21 protein-coding genes and 1 tRNA gene are annotated in these 26,943 nt (G+C 63.5%); 16 read left to right on the forward strand and 6 right to left on the reverse strand.

The window, feature by feature from the left end:
• Nucleotides 1–267 precede the first annotated feature (267 nt).
• On the reverse strand, nucleotides 268–714 hold the full coding sequence (locus OGR47_RS16990; protein ID WP_165052234.1) for a GNAT family N-acetyltransferase: 447 nt from the start codon (nucleotides 712–714) through the stop codon (nucleotides 268–270).
• Nucleotides 715–721: 7 nt separating this feature from the next.
• Between OGR47_RS16990 and OGR47_RS16995 the strand changes: the two genes are divergently transcribed.
• The 4 genes from OGR47_RS16995 to cydB all read left to right on the forward strand — a co-directional run bounded on the left by OGR47_RS16995 (nucleotide 722) and on the right by cydB (nucleotide 5,673).
• Complete coding sequence (locus OGR47_RS16995; RefSeq protein WP_246729695.1) at nucleotides 722–1,690, forward strand: polysaccharide deacetylase family protein; 969 nt, start codon at nucleotides 722–724, stop codon at nucleotides 1,688–1,690.
• Between the two features lie 372 nt (nucleotides 1,691–2,062).
• The gene (locus tag OGR47_RS17000) at nucleotides 2,063–2,482 is read left to right on the forward strand and encodes a DUF2267 domain-containing protein (protein WP_165052231.1); all 420 of its coding nucleotides are present in this window, start codon (nucleotides 2,063–2,065) and stop codon (nucleotides 2,480–2,482) included.
• A gap of 436 nt (nucleotides 2,483–2,918) precedes the next feature.
• The gene (locus OGR47_RS17005; protein ID WP_165052399.1) at nucleotides 2,919–4,526 is read left to right on the forward strand and encodes a cytochrome ubiquinol oxidase subunit I; all 1,608 of its coding nucleotides are present in this window, start codon (nucleotides 2,919–2,921) and stop codon (nucleotides 4,524–4,526) included.
• Nucleotide 4,527: 1 nt separating this feature from the next.
• A complete protein-coding gene (cydB, locus tag OGR47_RS17010) occupies nucleotides 4,528–5,673 on the forward strand; it encodes a cytochrome d ubiquinol oxidase subunit II (RefSeq protein WP_165052229.1) in 1,146 nt (381 codons plus the stop codon).
• A gap of 11 nt (nucleotides 5,674–5,684) precedes the next feature.
• On the opposite strand, the gene OGR47_RS17015 is transcribed toward cydB, so the two are convergent.
• Together OGR47_RS17015 and OGR47_RS17020 are read right to left on the reverse strand one after the other, a co-directional pair.
• The gene (locus OGR47_RS17015) at nucleotides 5,685–6,080 is read right to left on the reverse strand and encodes a helix-turn-helix domain-containing protein (RefSeq protein WP_165052227.1); all 396 of its coding nucleotides are present in this window, start codon (nucleotides 6,078–6,080) and stop codon (nucleotides 5,685–5,687) included.
• Nucleotide 6,081: 1 nt separating this feature from the next.
• On the reverse strand, nucleotides 6,082–6,336 hold the full coding sequence (locus tag OGR47_RS17020) for a plasmid stabilization protein (protein WP_323809330.1): 255 nt from the start codon (nucleotides 6,334–6,336) through the stop codon (nucleotides 6,082–6,084).
• A 257-nt stretch (nucleotides 6,337–6,593) separates the two neighbouring features.
• On the opposite strand from OGR47_RS17020, the gene secA reads away from it, so the two are divergent.
• Nucleotides 6,594–9,413 carry a preprotein translocase subunit SecA gene (gene secA / locus OGR47_RS17025; RefSeq protein ID WP_165052224.1) on the forward strand — a complete coding sequence of 940 codons (2,820 nt, stop codon included), beginning with the start codon at nucleotides 6,594–6,596 and terminating at the stop codon, nucleotides 9,411–9,413.
• 525 nt (nucleotides 9,414–9,938) lie between these two features.
• Here the strand turns inward: secA and OGR47_RS17030 are convergent.
• Both OGR47_RS17030 and OGR47_RS17035 read right to left on the reverse strand, forming a co-directional pair.
• Nucleotides 9,939–10,469: a CYTH domain-containing protein gene (locus tag OGR47_RS17030; protein WP_165052222.1), complete on the reverse strand. Its 531-nt coding sequence runs from the start codon at nucleotides 10,467–10,469 to the stop codon at nucleotides 9,939–9,941.
• Nucleotides 10,470–10,572: 103 nt separating this feature from the next.
• On the reverse strand, nucleotides 10,573–11,835 hold the full coding sequence (locus OGR47_RS17035) for a methyltransferase domain-containing protein (protein WP_165052220.1): 1,263 nt from the start codon (nucleotides 11,833–11,835) through the stop codon (nucleotides 10,573–10,575).
• A 362-nt stretch (nucleotides 11,836–12,197) separates the two neighbouring features.
• Between OGR47_RS17035 and OGR47_RS17040 the strand changes: the two genes are divergently transcribed.
• The 10 genes from OGR47_RS17040 (at nucleotide 12,198) to modC (ending at nucleotide 24,227) form a co-directional block, all read left to right on the forward strand.
• Nucleotides 12,198–13,415, forward strand: a complete 1,218-nt coding sequence (locus OGR47_RS17040) for a 6-phosphofructokinase (RefSeq protein ID WP_165052217.1) — start codon at nucleotides 12,198–12,200, stop codon at nucleotides 13,413–13,415.
• A gap of 312 nt (nucleotides 13,416–13,727) precedes the next feature.
• Nucleotides 13,728–14,993: an ATP-dependent Clp protease ATP-binding subunit ClpX gene (gene clpX, locus OGR47_RS17045; RefSeq protein WP_165052215.1), complete on the forward strand. Its 1,266-nt coding sequence runs from the start codon at nucleotides 13,728–13,730 to the stop codon at nucleotides 14,991–14,993.
• 299 nt (nucleotides 14,994–15,292) lie between these two features.
• The gene (lon, locus tag OGR47_RS17050) at nucleotides 15,293–17,719 is read left to right on the forward strand and encodes an endopeptidase La (RefSeq protein WP_165052212.1); all 2,427 of its coding nucleotides are present in this window, start codon (nucleotides 15,293–15,295) and stop codon (nucleotides 17,717–17,719) included.
• Between the two features lie 500 nt (nucleotides 17,720–18,219).
• Complete coding sequence (locus OGR47_RS17055) at nucleotides 18,220–18,501, forward strand: HU family DNA-binding protein (protein WP_246729694.1); 282 nt, start codon at nucleotides 18,220–18,222, stop codon at nucleotides 18,499–18,501.
• A gap of 253 nt (nucleotides 18,502–18,754) precedes the next feature.
• Nucleotides 18,755–18,830: transfer RNA gene (locus tag OGR47_RS17060), tRNA-Val, on the forward strand.
• A gap of 240 nt (nucleotides 18,831–19,070) precedes the next feature.
• Complete coding sequence (locus OGR47_RS17065; RefSeq protein WP_165052207.1) at nucleotides 19,071–19,748, forward strand: hypothetical protein; 678 nt, start codon at nucleotides 19,071–19,073, stop codon at nucleotides 19,746–19,748.
• 38 nt (nucleotides 19,749–19,786) lie between these two features.
• Nucleotides 19,787–21,322 (forward strand): acyl-CoA carboxylase subunit beta, encoded by a 1,536-nt coding sequence (locus OGR47_RS17070; RefSeq protein WP_165052205.1) that lies wholly within the window; start codon nucleotides 19,787–19,789, stop codon nucleotides 21,320–21,322.
• A gap of 558 nt (nucleotides 21,323–21,880) precedes the next feature.
• Complete coding sequence (trxA, locus tag OGR47_RS17075; RefSeq protein ID WP_165052202.1) at nucleotides 21,881–22,201, forward strand: thioredoxin; 321 nt, start codon at nucleotides 21,881–21,883, stop codon at nucleotides 22,199–22,201.
• 266 nt (nucleotides 22,202–22,467) lie between these two features.
• Complete coding sequence (gene modB / locus OGR47_RS17080) at nucleotides 22,468–23,154, forward strand: molybdate ABC transporter permease subunit (protein ID WP_165052200.1); 687 nt, start codon at nucleotides 22,468–22,470, stop codon at nucleotides 23,152–23,154.
• Entirely contained in the window at nucleotides 23,151–24,227 is a 1,077-nt protein-coding gene (gene modC, locus OGR47_RS17085) for a molybdenum ABC transporter ATP-binding protein (RefSeq protein WP_165052198.1), read from the forward strand. The genes modB and modC overlap by 4 nt, the downstream gene beginning before the upstream one ends.
• Here the strand turns inward: modC and OGR47_RS17090 are convergent.
• The gene (locus OGR47_RS17090; protein ID WP_246729693.1) at nucleotides 24,222–25,547 is read right to left on the reverse strand and encodes an MgtC/SapB family protein; all 1,326 of its coding nucleotides are present in this window, start codon (nucleotides 25,545–25,547) and stop codon (nucleotides 24,222–24,224) included. The two genes, modC and OGR47_RS17090, sit on opposite strands and share 6 nt — an antisense overlap.
• Nucleotides 25,548–25,706: 159 nt before the next feature.
• Here OGR47_RS17090 and OGR47_RS17095 point away from each other — a divergent pair, with 159 nt between their 5' ends.
• Nucleotides 25,707–26,876: an aminotransferase class I/II-fold pyridoxal phosphate-dependent enzyme gene (locus OGR47_RS17095; protein WP_165052196.1), complete on the forward strand. Its 1,170-nt coding sequence runs from the start codon at nucleotides 25,707–25,709 to the stop codon at nucleotides 26,874–26,876.
• Nucleotides 26,877–26,943: the final 67 nt, after the last annotated feature.

The raw sequence follows: 26,943 nt of genomic DNA on the forward strand, positions 1-26,943 counted from the left end.
CTCCGGCCATTCCGGGGCCCGTCTTGGCCGAGCTGGTCCTGGCAACCCACGCCGAGGGACACAAACTCTCAGGGCGGGCCATTGCTATGGACGAAGATACGCAGGCTTCGAGACGCCTCCAAATCCTGCGTTGTAAATTGCTTGCCACGCAGGCCCCCCGCGTCCCGTTCACCCAGCGTTGCTGTCACCTGCATGGCGTGGGTGGCCGGAACAAGCCGGGGCCATGACGCGGGTGGAAACCGCCTCTTCACCCAAAAATTTCAAGACTTATTTGTCGTCGCCAACGAGCCTCTTGCTCAGGTAAATCCGCTTCGCGCCCGGAGGGAAATCCGCGATTTCGCCGCAACGCGCATAGCCCTGCCGCTCATAAAACCCCGCGACCGCCGGATCGAATGTATCGATATAGGCGCCGATCGCGCCTCGGGCGCGCGCCTCGCGCTCCCCTGAGTCGATGAGATTTTTTGCAAATCCCCGGCGGCGCCATGACGGCGCAACCCACAGATGCCTTATATAAAGCCATCGCCAATGGATGACGCCATTGAGCCCGCCCAGAAGCGCGCCAGCAGCGTCGCGGAGGGCGAGGGAAAACGGCGCCTCCTCGCGCGGGCCGAAACGCGCCGCGATCTCAGCGCCGAGATTTGCGGCGACTTCGGCGGATTCCGCCGCCTCGATGACGAGGTTCGGCTTCTCGAACTCAGGCTTTTTGCTAAACATCGCGCCCGTGAAACTGACTCTCTCCGGCCTCGTATTTTGCGCGAGCATCTCAGCCGCCGCAACGGCATGGGCGCAGGAGGATTGTGGCCCGGCGGTAATTTCTCCCACGGCCGGCGCGACCGGGGCGCGCGTGCATGACTATGAGGCTGTGTTCGAGAGTTGCGCGAGGGAGGGCGACACGCGCCTCGCGACGCGCCGCTTGCGCATCGACAGCGAGAAGCTGTTGCTGACGGTCGATCCGCAGTCTCTGAAAACCTCGCTGGAGCGCGCCGCCTGCTGGCGCTGCGTCGAGACGGGCGACGCCGAACAGGCGGAAACCCGCTTCATGCAGGCGGTGCGTCCGCCGCAAGACCCGGGCCGGCCGCCGGCTTTGGTCAACGCCGGGCTCATCCATGGCAAGGGCGCGGGCGCTTTCATTACAGGCGATCTCTGCCCGAGCCACAAGCCGCTCGACCGCGGCTTCATCGAGGAAGTCGCCGCGCAGGGGCCGGGAACGCCGCTGACGCTCGCGGTCTCGGGCGCCTGGATCGCGCAGCATGGCGAGGATTTCGCCTGGCTGCAGGAGAAGGCCCGCTCGGGAGCGCTGGACATTACCTGGGCCGATCACTCTTATTCGCACCCCTATATTCCTGGGCTGCGGGATGCGCAGAACTACCTGCTGCGCCCTGGCGTCGATCTCGACCGCGAGATTTTCGAGACGGAGAAAATCCTCATCGCCCATGGCGAGACGCCGTCGGTCTTCTTCCGTTTTCCCGGCCTCGTATCGGACGGCGCGCTGCTCGAGAAGCTGAAGGAGCGCCATCTCGTGGCGCTGGGGGCGGACAGCTGGCTCGCGCTTGGCCCGCCGCCTAAATCGGGCTCCATCGTGCTGGTGCATCCCAACGGCAATGAACCGGGCGGGTTGCAGATTTTCTCTCGGCTATTGAAGAGCGGGCGGATGCCAAAGCCATTTCGGGCGATCAACGAGGCTCCGTAAAAAGCGTTGCATCCGTGGCGGCGCGCCCTCCTCAGAATGCTAAGAGAGTCGGGGGCCGTCATGGCCGGGCTTGTCCCGGCCACCCACGCCCAGGGGCACAGCCCAACAAGACGCGTTATCGCTATGGATAAAGCTCATACAGAGCTTTGGAGGCTCCGAAGCGTGTTCTTCTTGCCGACGCAAACGTATACCCAGCATTAGCTGCGAATTGCTTGGCGTGGGTGGCCGGGACAAGCCTGGCCATGACGCGGGCAGCGACATGAAGATGTGTGCGTGCGGCAACCTCAGCGTGAGCCCCAAGGGTTTGGCTCAGGGCAAGAAAAACTCCACTAGCGGGGCCCAGTTCAGCGGCCGAACAAGAGTATGTGCTTGATGCCCATACCCATGGATGTTCAACATGCCTCGGAGCAATTCGAGAAGTTTCTTGCCGATGCCCGCGACATCTCAGGTCTTGCGACCCGCAATCAGACCTACACGATGGTCGAAGGCGTACTACAAGTGTTTCGCCGCCGTCTCTCGCTCTCCGACGCGATCCGCTTCGCAGGGGTGCTGCCGCCAATCCTGAGGGCGATCTTCATCTCCGACTGGGACACGGACGAGATCAGGGCGCCCTTCGGCGATCTTGCGTCGATGGCCCTGGAGGCCCAGGCCTTACGTCGCGATCACAATTTCTCCCCGCCGTCCTGTATCAGCGATGTCGCGGCCGCCTTGCGCAATCATGTCGACGTGGCCGATTTCGAAAGGGTTCTGGCGTCGCTGCCGGACGGCGCGGCGGAATTTTGGCGCGTCTAGCAAGCGCTTCGCCTTGAGCGTGGCTCCATGTGGAGGCGACTAAGGTACGTCGTGGCGGGGCTGTCATCCCCGGTGGGCTGAAAGCCCGACCGGGGATCCAGAGCCACAACAGCGCTGGTTTTGCTCTGGATTCCCGATCGCTCGCTGTGCGAGCGTCGGGAATGACACCGAATACTGCGCGGAAGCCGTCTCGAAGCGCAGCGCCTTTTGTCAGCAATCTGAAAGCGGCAGCCCCCTCTTTAGGAACAACATTCTCGCCCGGGCGTTCGGTTGCTTTGGGAGAGCGTTTCATGCCGGCGCGTAACCAAAACTTTGCCAGAGAGATAACCGCGGTTCTGATTGCGAAGGGAATGGCCCTCGCCTTTCTGTATCTGGCGTTTTTCGCTTCCGCTCCCACCGTGCCGCGCGCTGCGGCGTGGCTTTTCGGGGCGCCGTGATGGACGTCGCCGAGCTTTCACGACTGCAATTCGCCCTCACCGCGCTTTATCATTTTCTCTTCGTTCCATTGACGCTCGGGCTCTCGGTTCTGCTGGCGATCATGGAGAGCGTCTATGTCATGACCGGCCTGCGCGTCTGGCGGGACATGACGATATTCTGGGGCATTTTGTTCGGCATCAATTTCGCCATGGGCGTCGCCACCGGCATTACGATGGAATTCCAGTTCGGCACGAACTGGTCCTATTATTCGCAATATGTCGGCGATGTTTTCGGCGCGCCGCTCGCCATCGAAGGGCTGATGGCCTTCTTTCTCGAGGCGACCTTCATCGGCCTGTTTTTCTTCGGCTGGGACCGCCTCAGCAAGCCCGGCCATCTCGCCGTCACTTGGTGCGTGGCGTTCGGCTCCAATTTCTCGGCGCTGTGGATTCTCGTCGCCAACGCCTGGATGCAAAATCCGGTCGGCAGCCGCTTCAACCCCGACACGATCCGCATGGAAGTCACCGATTTCATGGCGGTGCTGTTCAATCCGGTGGCGCAGTCGAAATTCGTGCATACGGTGGCGGCCGGCTATGTCACGGGCTCGATCTTCGTTCTGGCGATCGGCGCCTGGTATTTGCTGAAAGGACGCCATCGCGCTTTCGCGCGGCGCTCCATGACTGTCGCAGCCTCCTTTGGTCTCGCCTCCGCCCTGTCGGTCGTCGTGCTCGGCGACGAGAGCGGCTACAACACGACCGAACATCAGAAGGTGAAGCTCGCGGCGATCGAGGGCATGTGGCGCTCCGAGTCGCCGCCCGCCGCTTTCACGATTTTCGGCATTCCCGATCCCGAGCGCCGGGAGACGCACTACGCCATCCAGGCGCCGTGGATGCTCGGTCTGATCGCGACGAGATCGCTGACGACCATTATTCCTGGAATCTTCGAGTTGGTGGATGACGCAAAGGCGCGCATCGGTCGCGGCGTCGAGGCCTATGGCGCGATGCGCAACCTCAACAACGCCGAGCCGACGGCGGATGTGCGCCAGACGATCGAAGAGCGGCAGAGGGATCTCGGCTACGCCTTGCTGCTGCGCCGCTATACGGACGATCCCGCGAAGGCGACGCCCGAGCAGATCGAGCGGGCGGCCTGGGACACGATCCCCAATGTGCCCGTCATCTTCTGGTCCTTCCGCGTGATGGTGGCGCTGGGCTTCTACTTCATCGCGCTTTTCGCCGTGATGTTCTACGTCTCGTCGCGGCGCGCCTTCGAGCGGCGACGCTGGCTGCTGCGCCTCTCCTTCTGGTCCCTGCCCTTGCCCTGGATCGCGGCGGAGCTCGGCTGGATCGTCGCCGAATATGGGCGCCAGCCCTGGATCATCGAGGGCGTGCTGCCGACGTTCCTTGCGGCGTCGCCGATCCCGGCGGCAAACGTCTGGCTGAGCCTCGTCGGCTTTTTTATCTTCTACTCCGCGCTGCTCGTCGTCGACATCTTCCTGATGGCGAAATATGTGCGGCTCGGCCCCGCGGAGACCTGGGAGATCCCCGATCTCGCGACCCGGCAGGCGCCGCCCGGCGGCGTCGCCCTCGACGACATCGCGCGCGGGATAACGCCTTCGACCCCTGGGGGCTGATATGCATGTCCCGATCGACTACGACACGTTGCGCGTCATCTGGTGGGCGTTGCTCGGCCTATTGCTGATCGGCTTCGCCGTCTTCGACGGCTTCGATCTTGGAACCGCGATCCTGCTGCCGTTCCTCGGGCGCAGCGACATGGAGCGGCGCATTCTCATCAACTCCATCGGCCCGGTGTGGGAAGGCAATCAGGTATGGTTCATTCTTGGCGGCGGCGCGTCCTTCGCCGCCTGGCCGCCGGTCTACGCCGCCTCTTTCTCCGGCTTCTATGTCGCGATGTTCGTTACCTTGCTGGCGTTGATCCTGCGGCCCGTGGCGTTCAAATTCCGCGGCAAGGTCGACAACGCGTTATGGCGTTCGATCTGGGACTGGGCGCTGTTCTTCGGCGGCCTGGCGCCCGCGCTCATCTTCGGCGTCGCCTTCGGCAATCTTCTGCAGGGCGTGCCGTTTCGTTTCGATCAAGACCTGCGGGCGGTCTACACGGGGGGCTTCTTCCAGCTCCTCAATCCCTTTGCGCTACTGTGCGGCCTCGTGAGCGTCTCCATGCTGGTCATGCACGGCGCGGCCTATGTGCAGGCAAAGACGATCGAGCCGATCGCCGGCCGGGCGCGTCGGGCCGGCATGATCGCCAGCATCGTGACCCTTGTGCTGTTCGCCCTCGGCGGCGTCTACGCCTATTCGATGCTGGACGGCTATGCGATCACGAGCCAGATTGCCGCCAATGCACCCTCCAATCCGTTACGCAAAACCGTCGAGGTCGCCGCGGGGGCCTGGATGCGCAACTATGAGCGTTATCCATGGTCGCCGGCCGCGCCGCTCCTGGGTCTCGTCGGCGCCTTGCTGGCCGCGGTGATGTTCGCCTTCCGCCGAGAGACGGCCGCCTTCGTCATGAGCGCCGCGGCCGTCGTGGGCATCGTGGCGACGCCGGGCCTCGCCATGTTTCCTTTCATCATGCCCTCGTCCAGCGAGCCGAATGCAAGCCTCACCGCCTGGGACGCCTCGTCGAGCCATCTGACCCTGTACGTCATGCTCATCGCCGTGGTGATCTTCCTGCCGATCGTTCTCGGTTATACGGCATGGGTCTATCGCCTGCTGCGCGGAAAGGTGCCGTCCCATATTTTCGAGCCGGGCGGGCATGCATATTGAGTGCAATCGCCTCAACGCAGCCATTCTTTCGGCACGTCAAGCGCCAGCGCGATGCTCTCGCGCGCTTCCGGGGAGCCCTGGCTGCGCCCCCGTTCGATATCGCTCAGATAACCCTGCCCCAGCCCCGCCTTGGCGGCCAACTCCTGCTGCCGCACGCCGCGCCAGTCCCGCAGCGCGCGCACCAAGGTCGCGCCCCGTAATAGGGCTGCACTGACCTCTCGCGGCAAGACAGCCTTGGGGTTTTCCTCCAACTCGGCCATGCGCTGGTCGAAAACCGCGACATCCGCAGCCTCCTCCTCTTCCTCCAGCAATTCCCCCGTTCGGAGAAGAAGCGCCTCATATTCGGCGCGCGGTAGGACCACCAACTCCTCGCCTCCGGGGGTGCGGATGATTTGGACCTTGCTCATCTCAGCTCCTGGAATAGGTGGTGGTCTGCCGTCGCCCGACGTAAATCGCGAGGATTGTTGAAAGGTCGGCAGTGAAGAGGACGCGATAGGCCCCAACTCGCAACCGATAGCCTTCGCGGCCAGTAAGCTTCTTCACGTCTCCAACGCCTTCAACAGCGAAGCGCGAGAGCGCCTCGACCACTTGCTCGCGCGCCTCGAGCGGGAGAGCGTTGAGGTCCCGCGCAGCGGCTGCGGTGAATATAATCGTTTTCATCATTGCCTGTAACGATAATATCGCAAAATATCGCGCCAGCGCTGGCGCCGACGCCACAAAATGCGCCGCTACCCCTTACATTGACAAGGGTCCCCCACCCTCTTATCTCTCCGGCGGAAATGCCGCGTCGACCCTGACGCCCGGTGAGCCGGTCGCTGTCGCAAGCGGTTGCTTTTCCATGACATTCGCGTGCTTCGCCCCGCCCGCCGACGACCGGCGCAAGCGTTGAGCGGCGGCGCGCCACAGAAAGGTTCGCGGGAATGCTCGGCGCCCTCGCCAAGAAAGTTTTCGGCACGGCCAACGACCGCCGCCTCAAGACCTATGCGCCGAAAGTCAAAGCGATCAACGCGCTGGAGCCCGAGCTCGCCGCCCTTTCCGACGAGGAGCTGCGCGCCCGGACAGTCGCATTCCGCGAGCAGATCGCCGCCGGCGCCTCGCTCGACAGCCTTCTCGCTCCCGCCTTCGCCACCGTCCGCGAGGCGGCCAAGCGCACGCTCGGCCAGCGCCATTTCGACGTGCAGCTCATCGGCGGCATGGTTCTGCACGAAGGCGCCATCGCGGAGATGCGCACCGGCGAAGGCAAGACGCTCGTCGCGACCCTCGCCGTCTATCTCAACGCGCTCGCCGGCAAGGGCGTGCATGTCGTCACGGTGAACGACTACCTCGCCAAGCGCGACAGCGAGTGGATGGGCCGCATCTATAACTTCCTCGGCATGAGCGTCGGCTGCGTGATCCACGACCTCGCCGACGACGAGCGCGCCGCCGCCTACGCCTGCGACATCACCTATGGCACCAACAACGAATTCGGCTTCGATTATCTGCGCGACAATATGAAATATGAATTCGCGCAGATGGTGCAGCGCGGACATCATTTCGCGATCGTCGACGAGGTGGACTCCATCCTCATCGACGAAGCGCGCACGCCGCTCATCATCTCCGGCGCCGTCGACGACAAGTCCGACCTCTACAACACCATCGACCGCCTCATGCCGAAGCTCGCGGCGGAAGACTATGAGCTCGACGAGAAGCAGCGCACGGTGCATCTCACCGACGCCGGCAATGAGCATATGGAAGAGCTGCTGGCGGAGGTCGGCGCGCTGACCGAAGGCGCGCTCTACGAAGCGCACAACGTCACGCTCGTCCATCACATCAATCAGGCGCTGCGCGCCCACAAGCTCTTCCAGAAGGATAAAGACTACATCGTCCGCAAGGGCGAGGTAGTCATCATCGACGAATTCACCGGCCGCATGATGCCGGGCCGCCGCTATTCGGAAGGCCTGCATCAGGCGCTGGAAGCCAAAGAGCGCGTGCAGGTCCAGCCCGAGAACGTCACGCTCGCGTCGATCACCTTCCAGAACTATTTTCGTCTCTACGAGAAGCTGGGCGGCATGACCGGCACGGCGTCGACGGAAGCGAACGAATTCGCCGAAATCTACAAGCTCGACGTCGTTGAAATCCCGACGAACCGTCCGGTCCAGCGCCGCGACGACGACGACGAGGTCTATCGCACGGCGAAAGAAAAGCTCAACGCCATCCTCGAAGAGGTCAAGGACGCCAGCTCGCGGATGCAGCCGCTGCTCGTCGGCACGACCTCGATCGAAAAGTCGGAGCAGCTCGCGGATTTCCTGATCCAGCAGGGCTACAAGATGATCGACTTCGCCGATCCGAAGGGATTGTCGAAGCTCTATGAGTCGGCGCGCGCAGGCAAGCCTTCGAAAATGCTCGCCGTCCTCAACGCGCGCTTCCACGAGCAGGAAGCCTATATCGTCGCGGAAGCGGGCGTGCCGGGCGCGATCACCATCGCCACCAATATGGCCGGCCGCGGCACCGACATTCAGCTCGGCGGCAACGTCGATATGCGCGTGGCGCATGAATGCGCCGAGCTGGAAGGCGATGCGCGTGCGGCCAAGGAAGCCGAAATCCGCGAGGAAGTCGCCCGCTTCAAGGAGCAGGCGCTCGCCGCCGGCGGCCTCTACATCATCGGCACGGAACGCCATGAGAGCCGCCGCATCGATAATCAGCTGCGCGGCCGCTCGGGCCGCCAGGGCGATCCGGGCCGCTCCAAATTCTTCCTGTCGCTGCAGGACGATCTCATGCGCATCTTCGGCTCCGAGCGCATGGATTCGATGCTCGTGAAGCTCGGCCTGCAGGAGGGCGAGGCGATCGTCCATCCCTGGATCAACAAGGCGATCGAGAAGGCGCAGCACAAGGTCGAAGCCCGCAACTTCGACATCCGCAAGAACATCCTCAAGTTCGACAACGTCATGAACGACCAGCGCAAGGTCATCTTCGAGCGCCGGCGCGAGATCATGGGGGAGGAGAGCGTCGAGGAGCAGGTCTCCGACATGCGCGCGGAAGTCGTCGAGGCGCTGGTCTCGACGCATATTCCGTCGGACGCCTATGCCGAGTCCTGGGATGTCGCGGGCCTTGCCGAGGACGTTCACGCCAAGCTCAATATCGACGCGCCGGTTGCGGATTGGGCGAAGGAAGAAGGCATCGCCGACGAGGAGCTCAAGGAGCGCCTGCTGGAGGCCGCCGACAAAGCCTATGAGGAGCGCGTCGAACGCAGCACGCCGCCGCTGATGCGCATGATCGAGAAGCAGGTCGTGCTGCAGTCGCTCGATACGCTGTGGCGCGAGCATCTCATCGCGCTCGATCATCTGCGTCAGGTGATCGGCTGGCGCGGCATGGCCCAGCGCGATCCGCTCAACGAATATAAGTCCGAGGCGCTGGACCTTTTCCGCAGCCTGATGAGCCGGTGGGACGAGGCCGTCACGGCGCAGCTGATGCGCGTGGAGGTGAGCTTCGAGGCGCCGCCCTCCGCGCCGCCGGAGCTGCCGCCGATGGAAATGTCGCACCCCAATCCGGTGGCGCTCTCGGCCGGCGCCAGCGTCGAGCAGACGGCGCTGGAGGACTTGAACGCCCGCCTCGCCGCCATGGATTTCTCCGCGCAGGCGGCCGAGCCGGGGGCGGCGCGCGACCCCTCCGATCCCACGAGCTGGGGCAAGGTCGGGCGCAACGAGCTCTGCCCCTGCGGCTCCGGCAAGAAATACAAGCACTGCCACGGGCAGCTGGTCTAAGCTCCGCCTGCTGAACCGCAGGCCTTCGTGCCCGCAGAATTCGCGCCTGAGGATAGTTTGTCGGCAAACTTCCGAGGCAGCCTCGTCCTTCGAGACGGGCGCTTCGCGCCCTCCTCAGGGTGAGGCCTAAGTGCGTGCGCAGATGCAGAAGCCCCTCGTACTGAGGAGCCTGCGCAGCAGGCGCCTCGAATTACGAGGGGCGTCGACGCCACTTTGAATTACGAGGGGCGTCGACGCCACTTTGTGGTTCTGTGCGCGCCTTAAGGGCGCGCGGTCCGGCTGCGGGCTTCATCTCATCGTCGCCCATCCGTCGCAAAAGCTTCCACGGAAACCGCTACCTCTCCGAGCGTCCGCTCAGCTATGGAGGCAGAAAATGGACGGTTTCATTATTCCCGCGGCTATGCTCCTGATCGTTATCGGCGGCGGCATCTATATCGCCCGCACCAGCCGTAACGTGAATTCCTGATCTATTAACCTTACCTCTGGGAAAACTTGCCCCTCCGCGCCTTGCGAGAGGGGCCTTTTTTATTGCTCCTGCCCCACGCTGCTCGACGGCGCGGCTCGCAAAAATGCGCCCCCATGCGCCTCGCTCAATGCCGCAAGCCGTGCGGCGAGCATGTTGCTCTGGCGATAATCGGGATCGTGGGTGACTTCCCGCCCGACCCACGGCGGCAATGGAACGAAGACGTTCTCGCTCATGAGCTCGACTTCCGCGATGACGACGCCTTCCAAAACGCCGTCATATTCGTCGATTTGCCAGGTAAAGCCCATGTGTTCGACATAGTGGCGGGTCTTGGCGAGCACCTTTTCGCCGCTGTGCTTCGCGATCAGCTCGGTCGCGTCGGCGATCGGGATGTCATATTCGAACTCCGTGCGTTTCAGCCCCTCTCTCGCGCTTTTGACCGTGAGCGTGGCGCGCGTCTCGTAAAGTCTCACGCGAATTTTACGACCTTCGGCCGATGCGAGGAGGCCATCCACCAGCCGCTCGCGCATGTGGCTCAATGCGCGCCAGGCGTTGCTCGACAGGACGAATTTACGCTCGATTTCGATCGCCATGGCCTTATCCGTCAAATATGCCGCCAGAGCATACGCTGGATGGCGGGAATTTGACCGAGGCGTTTTGCCGCGGCGTTCGTCTGTCACCTCTTAGGGAATGGGCTCAGCGCAGCGCCGGCCTCCGGCCTTCCTTTCGGCCGAACATTTCGAAATGCGCGAGAGGGTTCATGCCGCCCGTCGCGACGTCGGGGTTGCGGTCGAGATATTTGCGGCTCGAGAAGAAAGGTCCGGGGTCGAGCCCCTGCTGTGCGCCTTTGAGAAGATAATGCAGAGCGGGGTCGCCGACGCCGCCATAGCTCTCGATGTAATGCAGCGGATCGAAAAAGACCGAGCGGCTGATCGCGAGATATTGCTTGGCGAGAAACGGGTCCCGCCGGCGCATGAGCAGCGCCAGCGCGCGCGCGCCAATGGCGAGCGGGTTCCGGCCCGTCGATCGGCTAAGGATGTGAAAGCGCTCCAGAATTTCGAGCTGGCAGTCGCTTTTTGCGACGCTCCAATCCTCCCTCACAATGGCGCGCAGCTGCGCTTCACGCGCGGCGTAATAATCCTCGGTCTCGGCTGGTGAGAAGGTCGTATAGCCGACGAGCCGCAGATGCGCGACGAAGTCAGATTGTCCGGTGTCGGTCGCCTCTTCGACGACGAAAGGCGATAGTCCCAGGAAAAACAGATCGGAAAGGAGAAGGCGGAAGCTCGCCGGCGTAAAGGTCCAGCAGTGGACGTCATGATAATGCGGATCGTTGCCCGTCCGCATGCTCTCCCAGGCGTCGAACGCCTCGCGGAGCCTGCGCTCGGGAACGATCTTCTCGAGCTTTTCGTCGAGCAGGAAGCAGACAAGCGACCTTTCTCCATCGACGAAGCGGGCCATTTGAGCGTTTTGCTCGAAAATCTGGCGGTATGTCGGCCGGCTTCGGCCATCGTGAAAGGCCTCGATCATCGCACCCAGACCCGTCAGCGGGCGGAAGAAATCGAAACAGGCGCGCTTGTCGGGCAACGCCATGGAGAGCACGCCGTCCTTTTTCAGAACGCGCCCGCAGGCCTGAAGAAAAGCGATTGGGTTGGGAAAATGCTCGAAATTATGCGACGAGAGAATGTAATCGAGATCGCCCGCGACACCAGCGTCGCGGCAGAGCGCGTCGATGTCGGTGGCGCTGCCGACGAGGTCGACAGGCTCGATCAGATCGACCGCCCCATTAGGCAGGCTCGAATCTACGCGCGCCCGATGCCTGACCGCTTCCGTGTCGAAAACATCCAGCGAGAGGCAATTGTAGCCATCGCGTTTGGGCGCCAGCGGTGAGAAATAAGGGCCGATCTCAATCCCGCGCGCCTCTTTGGAAACATGCTTCAGAAGTTCCTTTTTGCGATCCATTAATCCCACCGGAAAAGACCTGGGCATACAAACGGCTGACGCCGGTTCGCGCGCTACGGCAAGGGTAAGGCTCCACCCACCCGACGCAGCATCGCTGCTCCACCCTCCCAGCAAAGACAGTGACGGCTATTCTGCGGCTGCCCCGGGCGAGGGCGGTTCGGCCCGGGCCGCTTATATAGAAATGACGCGTCTTTGGTAATAAGACTGTGCCGCGCGGCGGACGCCCCCTCCTATTTGGGAAGGTTCGGCGTTTTCTATTCGCACCGGGCTCATTTCCTTACCGCCCGGCTCTGCGGATCGCCGGCCGTCGCCATCCCTCTCGGGGAGGCGCGAACTATGCAGCATTGGGACAGGAGCCTCGCGTGTCGTCCATCGATTTTTCCAAAGTGGTCGTCGCACAGGGCGGCGGACCGACCGCCGTCATCAACCAGTCGCTCGTCGGAGCGGTGCTGGAAGCGCGCAAGTTTCGCGAGGTCGAACGCGTCTATGGCGCCTTCCACGGCGTGCGCGGCATCGTCAATGAGGACTTCGTCGATCTCACCCAGGAGACGACCCATAATCTCGAGATGGTGGCGAACACCCCTTCCTCGGCGCTCGGCTCCACCCGCGACAAGCCGGACCTGAAGTATTGCCAGGAAATCTTCAAGGTGCTGCGCGCCCATGGCGTCGGCTGCTTCTTCTACATCGGCGGCAACGACTCCTCGGATACGGTCCGCATCGTCTCGGAAGAGGCCCAGAAATCCGGCTATCCGCTGCGCGCCATGCATATCCCCAAGACCATCGACAATGATCTGATGGTCAACGACCATACGCCGGGCTTCCCCTCGGCGGCGCGCTGGGTTGCCCAGGCCTTCGCCGGCGCCAATCTCGACAATTGGGCGCTCCCGGGCGTCTATATCGCGGTCGTTATGGGCCGCCACGCGGGCTTTCTGACCGCCGCCTCGGCGCTCGGCAAGAAATTCCCCGATGACGGGCCGCATCTCATCTACATCCCCGAGCGCGCCTTCGTCATCGAGAAATTCCTGGCCGACGTAAAAGCGACCATGGACAAATATGGTCGCTGCGTCGTCGCCATCTCGGAAGGCGTCAGCGACGAAAACCATGTGCCGATCGCCGAGAAGCTCGCCGAACAGGTGGAGCGCGACGCCCATGGCAATGTCCATCTGGGCGGCGGCGGCCTCGCCGACGAGCTCACCGAGCTCGTCAAGAAGCGGCTCGGCTACAAGCGCGTGCGGGCGGACACTTTCGGCTATGTCCAAAGGAGCTTCGTGGGCTGCGTCTCGGACGTGGACCAGCGCGAAGCGCGGGAAGTGGGCGAAAAAGCCGTCCAATACGCCATTTGGGGCGATCGTGACGGCTCAGTGACAATCCACCGCACCGGCTTTTATTCCGTCGACTATCAGCTCACGCCACTTGAACAAATTGCTGCAAAAACAAAAGTGATGCCGGATGAGTTCATCAGCCCCTGCGGCACGGACGTCACCGACGCCTTCCGTATGTATTTGCGGCCCCTGCTCGGCAGCGGCATGCCGGACGCCTACCGGCTGCGGCTCAACCGCGTACCCAAGATACTGACCTAAAAGGGGATTCAACAGAGTCGCGGCCGGGGTCCTCCCGGCCCGGCGAGCGCAGGCGCAGCGGGGCGCGAATCTTGCTAACCAACAGAGTTGCGGCAAGGTTGCAATTCCAGGCGCGCCTCAAATAAAGTAGGGCCGCGCGGAGGAGCGAGCGGCCCGCGCGGCTCGGAGGGCGCCAATATATGCGCCAAGGGCCTACCTCGAGAGTCGGAGAGACGCGCGACATGCGCTCTCCACCTTTTGTTAGGCCGGAGCCGGTACCTAATTTGTGTTTGGATCGATTCGCGCCATGGATCGGTTCATCGGGAGAACATCATGAGCAAAGTCGGCGGCGGCGATTCGAAGAATACGCTTTACTGCTCGTTTTGCGGCAAGAGCCAGCATGAAGTCCGCAAACTCATCGCCGGCCCCACTGTCTTCATCTGCGACGAGTGCGTCGAGCTTTGCATGGACATCATCCGCGAGGAGAACAAATCCTCGCTGGTGAAGCAGCGCGACGGCATTCCGACGCCCCGCGAAATCTGCAAAGTCCTCGATGATTATGTGATCGGCCAGGCGCAAGCCAAGCGCGTGCTCTCGGTCGCTGTCCATAATCATTACAAGCGCCTGAACCACGCGACGAAGCATGGCGACGTCGAGCTCGCGAAGTCCAACATCCTGCTGATCGGCCCGACCGGCGTCGGCAAGACGATGCTGGCGCAGACGCTCGCCCGCATCCTGGACGTGCCCTTCACCATGGCCGACGCCACGACCCTCACCGAGGCGGGCTATGTCGGCGAGGACGTCGAGAACATCATCCTCAAGCTGCTGCAGGCCTCCGACTATAATGTCGAGCGCGCCCAGCGCGGCATCGTCTATGTCGACGAAATCGACAAGATCTCCCGCAAGAGCGACAATCCCTCGATCACCCGCGACGTGTCGGGCGAGGGCGTTCAGCAGGCCCTGCTCAAGATCATGGAAGGCACCGTCGCCTCCGTGCCGCCGCAGGGCGGGCGCAAGCATCCGCAGCAGGAGTTCCTGCAGGTCGACACGACCAACATCCTCTTCATCTGCGGCGGCGCCTTCGCCGGGCTGGAGAAGATCATTTCGTCGCGCGGCCGGAGCACGTCGATCGGCTTCGGCGCCAGCGTCCAGGCTCCCGACGAGCGCCGCACCGGCGACATCTTCCGCCAGGTGCAGCCGGAGGACCTGCTGAAGTTCGGCCTCATCCCCGAATTCGTCGGCCGCCTGCCGGTCATCGCGACGCTCGAGGACCTCGACGAGGACGCGCTCAAGAAGATCCTCACCGAGCCGAAGAACGCTCTGGTCAAGCAGTATCAGCGCCTCTTCGAGATGGAGAATGTCGAGCTCACCTTCCAGGACGACGCGCTTTCCTCCGTCGCTCGCAAGGCGATCGAGCGCCATACCGGCGCGCGCGGCCTGCGCTCCATCATGGAAGGCATTCTGCTCGACACCATGTTCGACCTCCCAGGTCTGGAGGGCGTCGAGCAAGTGGTGATCGGTCCGGAAGTCGTTGAAGGCAAAGCGAGACCGCTGTATATCTACGCAGAGCGTAGCGAAAAAAGCGGCGCCAGCGCTTAAAGCCGCGCCGTCTTTCGCCAATAGGGCGCGCCGGGCCCGAGCCCGGCCCCCGTTTCACCTCTCCTTGAATCGGCGATTTGCGTTTCCCATTTCTGCGTTGACGGGGCTATTCGGGCGTTTCGCCGCGGCTTCGTTAGGCATGCAGGCGCGAGAGCGAGCGGCTGTGCGGCCAAGTCTTACTAGAAGGTCAGCCGACTCATTGCGGCCCAACTCTTGCTAGTTTAGACAAACTCTAAGTTCGCTCGCAATTTTCGCATTGCCGCCGGGCGGGGTGCGCAAACAAAAGCAGGATAATCATCATGAGCAACGAAAAGCGCGACGCCATTACGCCGGGAGCGGTTGAAAGCTATCCCGTCCTTCCTCTGCGCGATATTGTGGTGTTCCCCCATATGATCGTGCCGCTCTTCGTTGCGCGTGAGAAATCCATCCGCGCCCTGGAAGAGGTGACGAAGAGCGATCGCCTTATTCTGCTGGCGACGCAAAAGAACGCCGGCGACGACGATCCGGCGACCGACGCCATCTACCCAATCGGCACGCTGGCTTCCGTGCTGCAGCTTTTGAAACTGCCCGACGGCACTGTCAAGGTTCTGGTCGAGGGCGTTGCCCGCGCTTCGGTGCGTAATTATTCGCGCATCGACGACTTCTACGAGGCGGACGCCGAGGCGCTCGCCGACGACGCGGGCTCGCCGGTCGAGGTCGAGGCGCTGGGCCGCTCGGTGATCTCCGAGTTCGAAAGCTATGTGAAGCTCAACAAGCGCGTCTCCTCCGAGGTCGTTGGAGCGGTCACGCAGATCGATGACTTCTCCAAGCTCGCCGACACCGTCGCCTCGCATCTCTCGGTCAAGATCGCCGACAAGCAGGACGTGCTGGAGACGCTCAACGTCGCCAAACGTCTGGAGAAGTGCCTCTCGCTGATGGAAAGCGAAATCTCGGTCCTTCAGGTCGAAAAGCGCATCCGCACGCGCGTCAAGCGCCAGATGGAGAAGACTCAGCGCGAGTACTATCTCAACGAGCAGATGAAGGCGATCCAGAAGGAGCTGGGCGACGAGGAGGGCAAGGACGATCTCGCCGAGCTCGAGGAGCGCATCAAGAACACCAAGCTCTCGAAGGAGGCGCGCGACAAGGCCGTCGCCGAGTTCAAGAAGCTTCGGCAGATGTCGCCCATGTCGGCGGAAGCCACCGTCGTGCGCAATTACCTCGACTGGATCCTCTCGATCCCGTGGGGCAAGCGCTCGAAGGTCAAGCGCGATCTCGAACAGGCTCAGGAAGTGCTCGACGCCGAGCATTTCGGTCTGGAAAAGGTCAAGGAGCGCATCCTCGAATATCTCGCCGTGCAGAGCCGCGCCAATAAGCTGACGGGTCCGATCCTCTGCCTCGTCGGCCCGCCCGGCGTCGGCAAGACCTCGCTCGGCAAGTCGCTCGCCAAGGCCACGGGACGCGAATTCGTTCGCATGTCCCTGGGCGGCGTGCGCGACGAGGCTGAGATCCGCGGCCATCGGCGCACCTATATCGGCTCGATGCCCGGCAAGATCATCCAGTCGATGCGCAAGGCCAAGAGCTCCAATCCGCTCTTCCTGCTCGACGAAATCGACAAGATGGGCATGGATTTCCGCGGCGATCCGTCCTCGGCGCTGCTGGAGGTGCTCGATCCCGAGCAGAACCAGAGCTTCAACGACCATTACCTGGAGGTCGACTACGATCTCTCCAATGTGATGTTCGTCACGACGGCGAATACGCTGAACATCCCTGCGCCGCTGATGGACCGCATGGAGATCATCCGCATCGCCGGCTACACCGAAGCCGAGAAGCTGGAGATCGCCCGCAAGCATCTCATCCCCAGCGCCGTCCATAAGCATGGGCTCGCGCCGGAAGAGTGGATGGTCACCGAAGACGGCCTGATGGAGCTCATCCGCCGCTACACCCGCGAGGCGGGCGTGCGCAATCTTGAGCGTGAAATCTCCAACCTCGCCCGCAAGGCGGTGAAGGAAATTCTGCTCAAGAAGGCCGAGAAGATCGTCGTCACCGCCGAGAACATCTCCAACTATCTCGGCGTGCAGAAGTTCCGCTTCGGTCAGGCGGAGCTCGAAGATCAGGTCGGCGTCGTCACGGGTCTCGCCTGGACGGAGGTCGGCGGCGAGCTGCTGACGATCGAAGGCGTCATGATGCCCGGCAAGGGCAAGATGACCGTCACCGGCAATCTGCGCGACGTGATGAAGGAGTCGATCTCGGCGGCTGCGTCCTATGTGCGCTCGCGCGCGGTGGACTTCGGCGTCGAGCCGCCGCTCTTCGACCGCCGCGACATCCATGTGCACGTGCCGGAAGGCGCGACGCCCAAGGATGGCCCCTCGGCGGGCGTCGCCATGGCGACGGCCATCGTCTCGATCATGACAAGTATCCCGGTGCGCCGCGATATCGCCATGACGGGGGAAATCACGTTGCGCGGTCGCGTGCTGCCGATCGGCGGCCTGAAGGAGAAGCTGCTCGCGGCGCTGCGCGGCGGCATCAAAAAGGTGCTGATCCCCGAAGAGAACGCCAAGGATCTGGCGGATATCCCAGACGCGGTGAAAAACGGCCTGGAAATCGTGCCGGTGGCGCGGATGGACGAGGTGCTTCAGCACGCCCTCGTCTCCCTGCCCACGCCGATCCAGTGGGAGGAGGACACCTCCGCCCTCTCGAAGCGGGCCGCGGCTCTGGCCGAAGACGACTCGGGCGTGCGCGCCCACTGAGCCTTGGGAAAATAACTGCGAAGAGCCCCGTCCCTCGGATGGGGCTCTTTTTTTGACAAACCTCCAAGGCGGCCTCCTCCTTCGAGGCGCGAACGTCGCTCGCGCCCCAGAATGAGGCATAAGTGTTTGATGTAGCTTTAGAAGCTCCTCACGCTGAGGAGCCGCGCAGTAGGCGTCTCGAAGCACGAGCGGCGTCGGCGTCACTTTATCAACAGTCCGAGCCCCCCTCTTTTCGGATGGGGCTCTTCTTTAACCTGTCATTTTCTTGGGTTGGGGCGCTCAGCCTGCGCAAAACCGCCACAATTGCGAAGCTTTTCTGCACTGCAGCGCTTGTTTCCCCGGATTTCCCGCGATTTCTGGGGGCCGGCGCCGCCAATCCCTTGCGTTTCGGGCGATTCCAACCCAACACTCCCCCCACGCTTCGCGCCGTCGATTCGACACCGCCGCCTCGTCGCGCGGACATCCTCGGCCTCGCAGCGCGTCAAGAGAAGGAAATGACCATGAACAAATTGGAACTGGTCGAGCACGTCGCGGCCGAGACCGAGTGCTCCAAGGCCGCCGCCGCCGCTGCGATCGACGCCGTCCTCAGCGGCATCACCGATGCTCTGAAAAAGGGCGAAGAAGTCCGTCTGGTCGGCTTTGGCACCTTCTCGGTCAAGGAGCGCGCCGCCGGCACGGGCCGCAATCCGGCGACCGGCGCGGAGATCGAAATTCCCGCCTCCAAGAGCGCCCGTTTCAAGCCCGGCGCGACGCTGAAGACCGCGCTCAACGACGGCAAGTAAAACCCCCCGGAACGTCTAGGGTCAGGCACGGCCGTCGGACCAACCGCGCGGCGCTCGCCGCCATCGCGAGGGCAGCGAAGCAATCCACCGCAACCATAAATGGCTTTGGGTTGCTTCGTCGCTTCGCTCCTCGCAATGACGCGCTTCGCCCGCGAGGCTCATTCCGCGGCCGTTCGCCATTTTGACTTATGGCGCTTGCCTATGGTTCGCGCCCTCACTAAAAGCGTGCCGCCGGCCTCGAAAAGCCGGGCGTGGGCGGTTAGCTCAGCTGGTAGAGCATCTCGTTTACACCGAGAATGTCGGGAGTTCGATCCTCTCACCGCCCACCATAAATCGCTTTCTGCCTAAATCTCTCCATGCAAGCTGCTCGCCATTCCCGGCGCTTCGCGCCAGCGCCCTCCGATGGCTTGACGCGGCTGGCGAGGCCCCGTAACTCGCATCCCCAATGGGTGGGCCGGCGGCGCGCCCTCGCCTCCGACCTTTTCATGGTCGTCGTGCGAAAGTCCTTTGCCGCTCGCGTGTTGCGAATTAGGCTGGGGCCGGTGAGGACACACGTGATGCGGGCGATCATGAAACTGCGGACTTTGGCGCTCGGCGCCCTCGGCCTCTTTGCTCTGGCGACCTTCTCTCCCCCCGCGGGCGCCGCCGAGGAAATGAACTTTCGCGTCGTCGGTCTCGACGGCGGCAATTGCGGCGCGCATTGCCCACAGGTCATCGCCGCCCAGGGCGAGATCGGCGAAAGCACCCCGAACGCCTTTTTGAGCTTCGTGCGCGAGAATGTCGGCGGGGGAAATCTGCACGGCATTTTACTGCTCGACTCGCCCGGCGGGAAGGTCGTCGCCTCCATGGAGCTCGGACAGGCGCTACGGCGTCTCGGCATGGCGGTGATCGTGGCGCGCCCGGCGGCCGAACAGGCTTCCCGGAACATGGCGCTGGTCTCTGGCCGCTGCTATTCCGCCTGCGTCTATGCGCTGATGGGAGGCCGGAAACGGGTCATTCCGCCGCAGAGCCGCGTCGGCATCCACCGCATGTTCAACTATTCGACGAGCTTCGACCTGTCGGAAGGCTTTGTCCGCGAGCGCAATTACGACGACGGCGGCATGCGCGCCATGCTCGCGCGCTACGCCAGCGGCATGGGCGTGAATCCGGAGCTCGTCAATCTCGCGGAGCGCACCTCGCCCGATCAGCTTTATATGCTATCGGGAGCCGACATTGCGCGCTGGCGTCTTGGATCGCGCAAGCTATAAAGGCGCCAAAAGACATAACGAAAGAAACAGGGCTGGACATGAAACATATTCTCGACGGGCTCGAACAGCGCCGCGCCTCGGCGCGTCTCGGCGGCGGCCACAAGCGGATCGAAGCGCAGCATGCGCGCGGCAAGCTGACGGCGCGCGAGCGCATCGAGCTCCTGCTGGATCAGGGCTCGTTCGAGGAATTCGATATGTTCGTGACGCATCGCTGCACGGACTTCGGCATGGACCAGGGCGAGAAGACCTCCGGCGACGGCGTCGTCACCGGCTGGGGCACGGTCAATGGCCGCGCGGTCTTCGTCTTCGCCAAGGACTTCACCGTCTTCGGCGGCTCGCTGTCCGAGACCCACGCCCAGAAGATCATCAAGCTGCAGGACATGGCGCTGAAGAACCGCGCGCCCATTATCGGCATTTTCGACGCCGGCGGCGCGCGCATCCAGGAGGGCGTCGCGGCGCTCGGCGGCTATGGCGAGGTCTTCCAGCGTAATGTGCTGGCCTCGGGCGTCATTCCGCAGATTTCCGTCATCATGGGCCCCTGCGCCGGCGGCGACGTCTATTCGCCGTCCATGACCGACTTCATCTTCATGGTGCGCGACACGAGCTATATGTTCGTGACCGGCCCGGACGTCGTTAAGACCGTCACCAATGAGACCGTCACGGCCGAGGAGCTCGGCGGCGCCTCGGTGCACACCACCAAGAGCTCCATCGCCGACCGCGCCTATGACAATGACGTCGAGGCGTTGCTGCAGATGCGCCGGCTCATCGACTTCCTGCCGGCCAACAACACCGAGACGCCGCCGGAATGGCCGAGCTTCGACGAGGTCGACCGGCTCGACACGTCGCTCGACACGCTGGTCCCGGACAACCCGAACAAGCCTTATGACATCAAGGAGCTGATCTCGAAGGTCGTCGACGAGGGCGACTTCTTCGAGATCCAGGAGGCCCACGCCAAGAACATCGTCGTCGGCTTCGGCCGCGTCGAGGGCCGCACGGTGGGCTTTGTCGCCAACCAGCCCATGGTGCTCGCCGGCGTGCTCGACATCGACGCCTCGAAAAAGGCGGCGCGCTTCGTGCGCTTCTGCGACTGCTTCAATATTCCGATCGTCACTTTCGTCGACGTTCCGGGCTTCCTGCCCGGCACTGCGCAGGAATATGGCGGCCTGATCAAGCATGGCGCGAAGCTGCTCTTCGCCTATGCCGAGGCGACCGTGCCGAAGGTGACCGTCATCACGCGCAAGGCCTTCGGCGGCGCCTATGACGTCATGTCCTCCAAGCATCTGCGCGGCGACGTCAATTACGCCTGGCCCTCGGCGCAGATCGCCGTCATGGGCGCGAAGGGCGCGGTCGAGATCATCTTCCGCGCCGACCTCGGCGATCCGGAGAAGATCGCCCAGCGCACCAAGGAATATGAGGATCGCTTCCTGTCGCCCTTCGTCGCCGCCGAGCGCGGTTATATCGACGAAGTGATCATGCCCCACTCGACGCGCAAGCGAATCGGACGGGCTCTGGCGCTGCTCCGACACAAGGAGCTGGAGAACCCCTGGAAGAAGCACGACAACATCCCGTTGTAACGCACTCTCGATACTACAACTTGTAGTAGGCGCGGCGTCGAGCCGCGCCTTTTTCTTTCGTGCCGATTTGAAACGACTTGGCGCTAAGTAATGCTTAAATGGAGGGCGCCCGTCTCGAATTTTCGCCAGCTTGCACAATTTCGAGTGACAGACATTTTATTTTCGCCTAATGTCCCCTCGCCAAGTTGGTTGGGTAAGCCTAAGCGTTTGTAGCGTTTAGCCTTCAATTTCCCAGCAACGGTCCAAGTCGGGGAGGACGCCGGAGGGAACGCGACTCGCAATAAGGCTCGACGAACGAGCCATAGCGAGCGGTTATCGGAGCGCTTAAGACTTCGGGACCAGGCGTTCAATTCGGTAAAGGACAGGGTGCCAAAGAGTGGGGAGCGGCCCGGCCGTCCCCGCTCTTTGTGTTTGAGGGGGCATTATAGAGATTTCCTCTTAATCCATAGCCCCATCGCCAAGCCGTCGCCGGCGTGACCGCTGCTTGACGCACAAGAATCCCCTTCCTACGTTCCAACCACCAGATTCCCGCCGTCGGCCCGAAACGAAAGGCCCCTCATGTCCACGCAAAAAATTACCGACGCCACTTTCGAGCAGGAAGTCCTGAAATCCGCTGAGCCCGTCGTCGTCGACTTCTGGGCCGAGTGGTGCGGGCCCTGCCGCATGATCGCCCCCGCGCTCGAGGAAATCGCCGCGGAGATGAAGGGCAAGATCAAGGTCGTGAAGCTGAACATCGATGAAAATCCCGCCGTCGCCAGCAAGCTCGGCATCCGCTCGATCCCGACGCTGATCATCTTCAAGGACGGCAAGGCCGCCTCGCAGAAGGTCGGCGCCGCGCCCAAGGGCGAACTGGCGCGCTGGATCAGCGGGGCCGTCTGACATGATTTTTGCGAGCCCGAAGGCTCGCGGTCCGGGAATGCCCTGGATCGCGAGCCTTCAGGCTCGCTCCGTTTGTTGACAAACCTCCGGGGCGGCCTCGTCCTTCGAGACGCGAGCTTTGCTCGCTCCTCAGGATGAGGCCTAAGCGACGTGCAGAAGCCCCTCATGCTGAGGAGCCTGCGCAGCAGGCGTCTCGAAGCGCCAGGGGCGTCAACCCTTTCGTCGGCAGGCGCTCTTTTTAGTAATCCTACGAGGCGTTGCGACTCTTGTTCGATTTATCGCCAGACGATCTCGCGGCAATATTTCTCAGCCTAAAGGTCGCGAGCGCCGCCACCGTCTTTTCCCTCCCAGCGGCCGTCTTCATCGGCTATGCGCTGGCGCGCTGGAGCTTCCCGGGCCGCACGGCGCTGAACGCCCTCGTTCACCTCCCCCTCGTCATGCCGCCGGTCGTCACGGGCTTCGCGCTTTTGCTGCTGTTTGGCCGGCATGGGCCCATCGGCGGCTTTTTCGATCAATATCTGGGCATCGTCTTCGCTTTCCGCTGGACGGGCGCGGCGCTCGCCGCCGCGGTGATGAGCTTTCCGCTCATGGTGCGGCCGGTGCGCCTCGCCTTCGAGAGCGTCGATCCGCGTCTCTCCACGGCCGCCCGCTCGCTCGGCGCCAGCCGCCTTTGGGCCTTCGCGCTGATAGAATTACCGCTGGCCGCCAACGGTCTTCTCGTCGGCGCCATTCTCGGCTTCGCCAAGGCGCTCGGCGAATTCGGCGCGACCATCACCTTCGTCTCCAGCATCCCCGGCGAGACGCGCACGATTCCCGCCGCCATCTATGCGCTGTTGCAGGCGCCGGACGGCGATTTGTCCGCGATAAGGCTTGCCGCGATCTCGGCGGCGATCGCCGTCGCCGCTCTCGTCGCTTCCGAAGCGCTGCAAGCTCAACTCGGCGCCCGGAAATGATCTCTCTCGACGTCCGGTTGAAGAGAAAGGGCTTCGAGCTCGCCTGCGCCCTGCAGAGCGACGCGCGCGTCCTCGCGCTTCACGGCCCTTCTGGCGCGGGAAAGTCGACGCTCGCCCATCTTATCGCCGGGGTCGCTCGTCCCGATAGCGGCCGGATCGTTGTCGACGGCGTCACGCTGGTCGATACGGAAAATCGCGTCTTTCTGCCGCCTGAGAAGCGGCGCATCGGCGTCGTCTTCCAGGACGCTCTGCTCTTCCCGCATTTGAGCGTGAAGACGAATATCCTCTTTGGACAGTTTTTCACCCCCAAGCCGGAACGGCGGGCGCCTTTCGACGCCATCATAAACACCCTCGGCGTGGGGCATCTTCTGGAGCGGAGCCCCGAGACGCTCTCTGGCGGCGAGCGCCAACGCGTCGGCCTCGCCCGAGCGCTGCTCTCCTCGCCCCGGCTACTGCTGATGGACGAGCCCATGGCGGCGCTCGATCACGCGCGGCGGCTCGAGATCATGACGCTCATCGAAAGGCTGCGGGACGAGTTCAACACGCCGATCGTGCTGGTTTCGCATTCGGCGGAAGAGATCGCCCGGCTTGCGGACGAAGCGGTGATCATCAACAAGGGGCGGATCGTCGCGCAAGGGCCGCCGCTCGACGTATTGCCCGGCGCGAGCCGGCTCATCGAGGGCGGGCGCTTCGGCCTCATCAATACGCTCGCCGCGCGCATCGCGGCCGTCGACGACGCTTATGGCGTGACGCGGCTCTCTCATCCGGCGGGCGAGATCCTCGTCGCCGCAAGGCTCGCCGAAACGGGCGAGGCGCGCGTGGCCATCAAGGCGACCGACATCGCGCTCGCCCGATCGCCCGCCGAGACGAGCGTGCGCACGATCCTGCACGGGCGCATCGCGCGGATCGAGGTGAACGGCAATGCGCTCGCCTTCGTCACGCTGGACCTCGAGGGAGGCGACAGGCTCATCGCCGCCGTCACGCGGCTTGCCCTCGACGAGCTGGGTCTGGCGGAGGGCTCTGAGGCCTATGCGCTGGTGAAATCCGTCGCGCTCGACGAGCGCGCTTTATAGGCCCGCAACCGCCGGAACAAGGAACAGCGCAGCGCCGCCGGCGGCCATTGCGAGGGCCGATGCTACCGCCAGGCGCAGTCCCATCGCCCGACCGCCCATCATCCAGGCCATGCCCGACTTGGCGACTGTGTTGGAAAGTACAGCGAGCAGCACTGTGAGCGCGGCTGGCGCAAAGCCGATCTCCGCCTCCCCATGCCGCGCCATGGCGAGCGAAATGGCGTCGACATCGGCTACGCCGGAGACCAACCCCAGCACATAAGCGCCCGGCCCGCCGGCAAATGTCGTGGCGATCTTGGCAAGAACCATCACCACGGCGAGCAGCGCCCCGAATTTCAACACGGCGGGCAGATCGAGCGGATTAGTCATCGCCGGGGGATTTTCCGCCTCGTTGCGGGTCCCGCCACTGCGCCACATCAAGACGCCGCCGGCGATCAGATAAACGATCCCCACGCAGACGAGCGGCGCCGCAAGACGCAGGCCGAAGGCAGGATTGATGACGATCAAAACGGCAAGCACACGCGGCCCCATGACGGCATTGGCGAAAGCCGCGCCGGCCGCCAGTATGTCCACGTCGTCGGGGCGTTCGCTCGCCAGACGCGACATGGCGGCCGTCGCCGCAGTCGACGAGGCCAAGCCGCCGGCGAGTCCCGCGACCGCGACGCCGCGCCGATAGCCGATAAGCTTGACGGCCACATAGCCCGCAAAGGAAATGGCGGCGATGAGCACCGTCATCAGCCAGAGCTCGTGGGGATTGATCGCGCCCCAGCGGTCGATGGGCCGATCTGGCAGCGCCGGCAGAAAGATGAAGCTCATGACCAGCAGCACGAGGCCGGAGCGCAGCTCCTCCAAGGTGAGGCGCGCAAGCCGCTCGTGCAGGAATTCCTTCAAGGCCAAAATCGACGCCGTGGCGACGGCGCCGGCGGCGGCGGCCGTTTCGTCGCCGATGACGGAATAAGCGCCGAGCGCGAAGGACAGCATCATGGCGACAATGGAGGTAGCGCCGAAGGTCCGGTCGCGCAGCGTCTCGCGGTAGCGGAACACGGTCATCGCCGACGCATAGACGACGAAGGCCGCGCCGAGCGCGATCGCGCCGCCCTGATAGGCGAATTGCCGGGCAATCGCGCCCCAAACGCCCCCGAGCAGCCCCGCAAGGCCGTAGGTGCGCAAGCCCGCAGTGCGCTCGCCCTCCTCCTCCGCCCGGGCGCGCCAGCCGCGCTCCAGGCCGATGAGCAGGCCGACCGCCAGCGCAAAGACAAGGCGCTGAATGAGCTCGGCGGCGGTGAGGTCATACATCAGCGCAAGCCCCCGAATAAAAGCCATCGCGGAAAGGCCTGCGACGCGCTTTCCTGGGCGTGTCCCTCGATTTTAAGTCCGGGGGCTTTTTGTTTGCCCGAAAATGTCTTTATTCAGCCGGTCGATCGAGGGGTCCGAGCGCCCCGATCTTAACCGTGGTCTGGTTAAAATATAGGAAGCCGCCGAATGCCGCCGCGCCCCTCCCGCCGATCCGCCGTCGCGCCCTTCATGGCGATGGACGCCCTACGAGACGCCAAGGCGCTCGAACGCGCGGGCAGACACATCGTGCATATGGAATTGGGGGAGCCGGGCGCGCCGGCGCCCCTTCTCGTGCGCGAGGCGGCGGGCGCAGCGTTGCGCAACGGAAAGCTCGGCTATGGCGAAGCGCTGGGCGACCGGGCGCTGCGCCAGCGCATCGCAACCCATTATGGCGCGCGATATGGCGCCTCGGTTTCGCCCGACCGCGTAAATGTCACCACAGGCTCATCGGGCGGCTTCATGCTGGCGCTCGTCGGCGCCTTCGACGCCGGCGCGCGCATCGCCGTCACGGCGCCGGGCTACCCGGCCTACGCCAATATTCTCTCCTCCCTCGGGCTGGAGGCGGTCCCGATGGAGGTCGGCCCGGAAACGCGCTTCGCGCCCACCGCCGCCATGCTCGCGGCCGCGCATCGCGAGAAGAAGCTCGACGGCGCGCTGTTCATGAGCCCGGCCAATCCGACCGGGTCCATGATCGAGGCGGACGAACTCTCGAAAATCTGCACATTTTGCGATGAGGCGGGGATCGTCCTGGTGTCGGACGAAATCTACCATGGGCTCGAATATGAAGCGCCGGCCGAAACGGCTTTGCGCTTTACCCCGAACGCTATCGTCGTGAATTCCTTCTCGAAATATTACGCCATGACCGGCTGGCGGCTCGGCTGGCTGATCGCGCCGGAAGAACTGATGCGGCCGCTGGAGCGGCTGCAACAATCGCTGGCGATCTGCGCTCCAACCATCTCGCAGCAGGCGGCGCTCGCGGCCTTCGACGCCACGGAGGAGCTGGAGGAAAACCGAGCGGCCTATGCGCGCAACCGCGCCTTGCTGCTCGAGCGTCTGCCGGCGATGGGGCTCGCCCGCTTCGCGCCGCCGGACGGCGCTTTCTATATTTACGCCGATGTCTCGGATTTTACCGGGGACTCGATGGACTTCTGCAAGCGCCTGCTCGTGGAGGCGGGCGTCGCGGCGACTCCCGGCCTCGATTTCGACCGAAGCCGCGGACGAACGACGGTCCGTTTCTCCTATGCGGGCGCGGAGACAGAAGTCGCAGAGGGCGTCGCCCGGCTCGGGGCGTGGCTTTCCACCCAGCGCGTTGGGTGACGCCTAGCAACTCACGTCGGGCATAGCCGGGGCAATGCGTGAGCCCGTATCCCTCCCTTATCCGGCT

The organism is Methylocystis sp. MJC1 (genome assembly GCF_026427715.1).
In the GTDB taxonomy this organism is placed as follows: Bacteria; Pseudomonadota; Alphaproteobacteria; order Rhizobiales; family Beijerinckiaceae; genus Methylocystis.

Coding starts and splice junctions, on each gene's coding strand:
- OGR47_RS17035 (WP_165052220.1), bottom strand. CDS start 11,835: ATGGATCGCAAAAAGGAACTTCTGAAGCATGTTTCCAAAGAGGCGCGC.
- OGR47_RS17095 (WP_165052196.1), top strand. CDS start 25,707: ATGCCGCCGCGCCCCTCCCGCCGATCCGCCGTCGCGCCCTTCATGGCG.
- OGR47_RS17090 (WP_246729693.1), bottom strand. CDS start 25,547: ATGGCTTTTATTCGGGGGCTTGCGCTGATGTATGACCTCACCGCCGCC.
- trxA (WP_165052202.1), top strand. CDS start 21,881: ATGTCCACGCAAAAAATTACCGACGCCACTTTCGAGCAGGAAGTCCTG.
- OGR47_RS17055 (WP_246729694.1), top strand. CDS start 18,220: ATGAACAAATTGGAACTGGTCGAGCACGTCGCGGCCGAGACCGAGTGC.
- OGR47_RS17005 (WP_165052399.1), top strand. CDS start 2,919: ATGGACGTCGCCGAGCTTTCACGACTGCAATTCGCCCTCACCGCGCTT.
- OGR47_RS17020 (WP_323809330.1), bottom strand. CDS start 6,336: ATGATGAAAACGATTATATTCACCGCAGCCGCTGCGCGGGACCTCAAC.
- lon (WP_165052212.1), top strand. CDS start 15,293: ATGAGCAACGAAAAGCGCGACGCCATTACGCCGGGAGCGGTTGAAAGC.
- OGR47_RS17015 (WP_165052227.1), bottom strand. CDS start 6,080: ATGAGCAAGGTCCAAATCATCCGCACCCCCGGAGGCGAGGAGTTGGTG.
- clpX (WP_165052215.1), top strand. CDS start 13,728: ATGAGCAAAGTCGGCGGCGGCGATTCGAAGAATACGCTTTACTGCTCG.
- OGR47_RS17070 (WP_165052205.1), top strand. CDS start 19,787: ATGAAACATATTCTCGACGGGCTCGAACAGCGCCGCGCCTCGGCGCGT.
- modC (WP_165052198.1), top strand. CDS start 23,151: ATGATCTCTCTCGACGTCCGGTTGAAGAGAAAGGGCTTCGAGCTCGCC.
- OGR47_RS17000 (WP_165052231.1), top strand. CDS start 2,063: ATGCCCATACCCATGGATGTTCAACATGCCTCGGAGCAATTCGAGAAG.
- OGR47_RS17030 (WP_165052222.1), bottom strand. CDS start 10,469: ATGGCGATCGAAATCGAGCGTAAATTCGTCCTGTCGAGCAACGCCTGG.
- OGR47_RS16990 (WP_165052234.1), bottom strand. CDS start 714: ATGTTTAGCAAAAAGCCTGAGTTCGAGAAGCCGAACCTCGTCATCGAG.
- OGR47_RS17065 (WP_165052207.1), top strand. CDS start 19,071: ATGAAACTGCGGACTTTGGCGCTCGGCGCCCTCGGCCTCTTTGCTCTG.
- cydB (WP_165052229.1), top strand. CDS start 4,528: ATGCATGTCCCGATCGACTACGACACGTTGCGCGTCATCTGGTGGGCG.
- secA (WP_165052224.1), top strand. CDS start 6,594: ATGCTCGGCGCCCTCGCCAAGAAAGTTTTCGGCACGGCCAACGACCGC.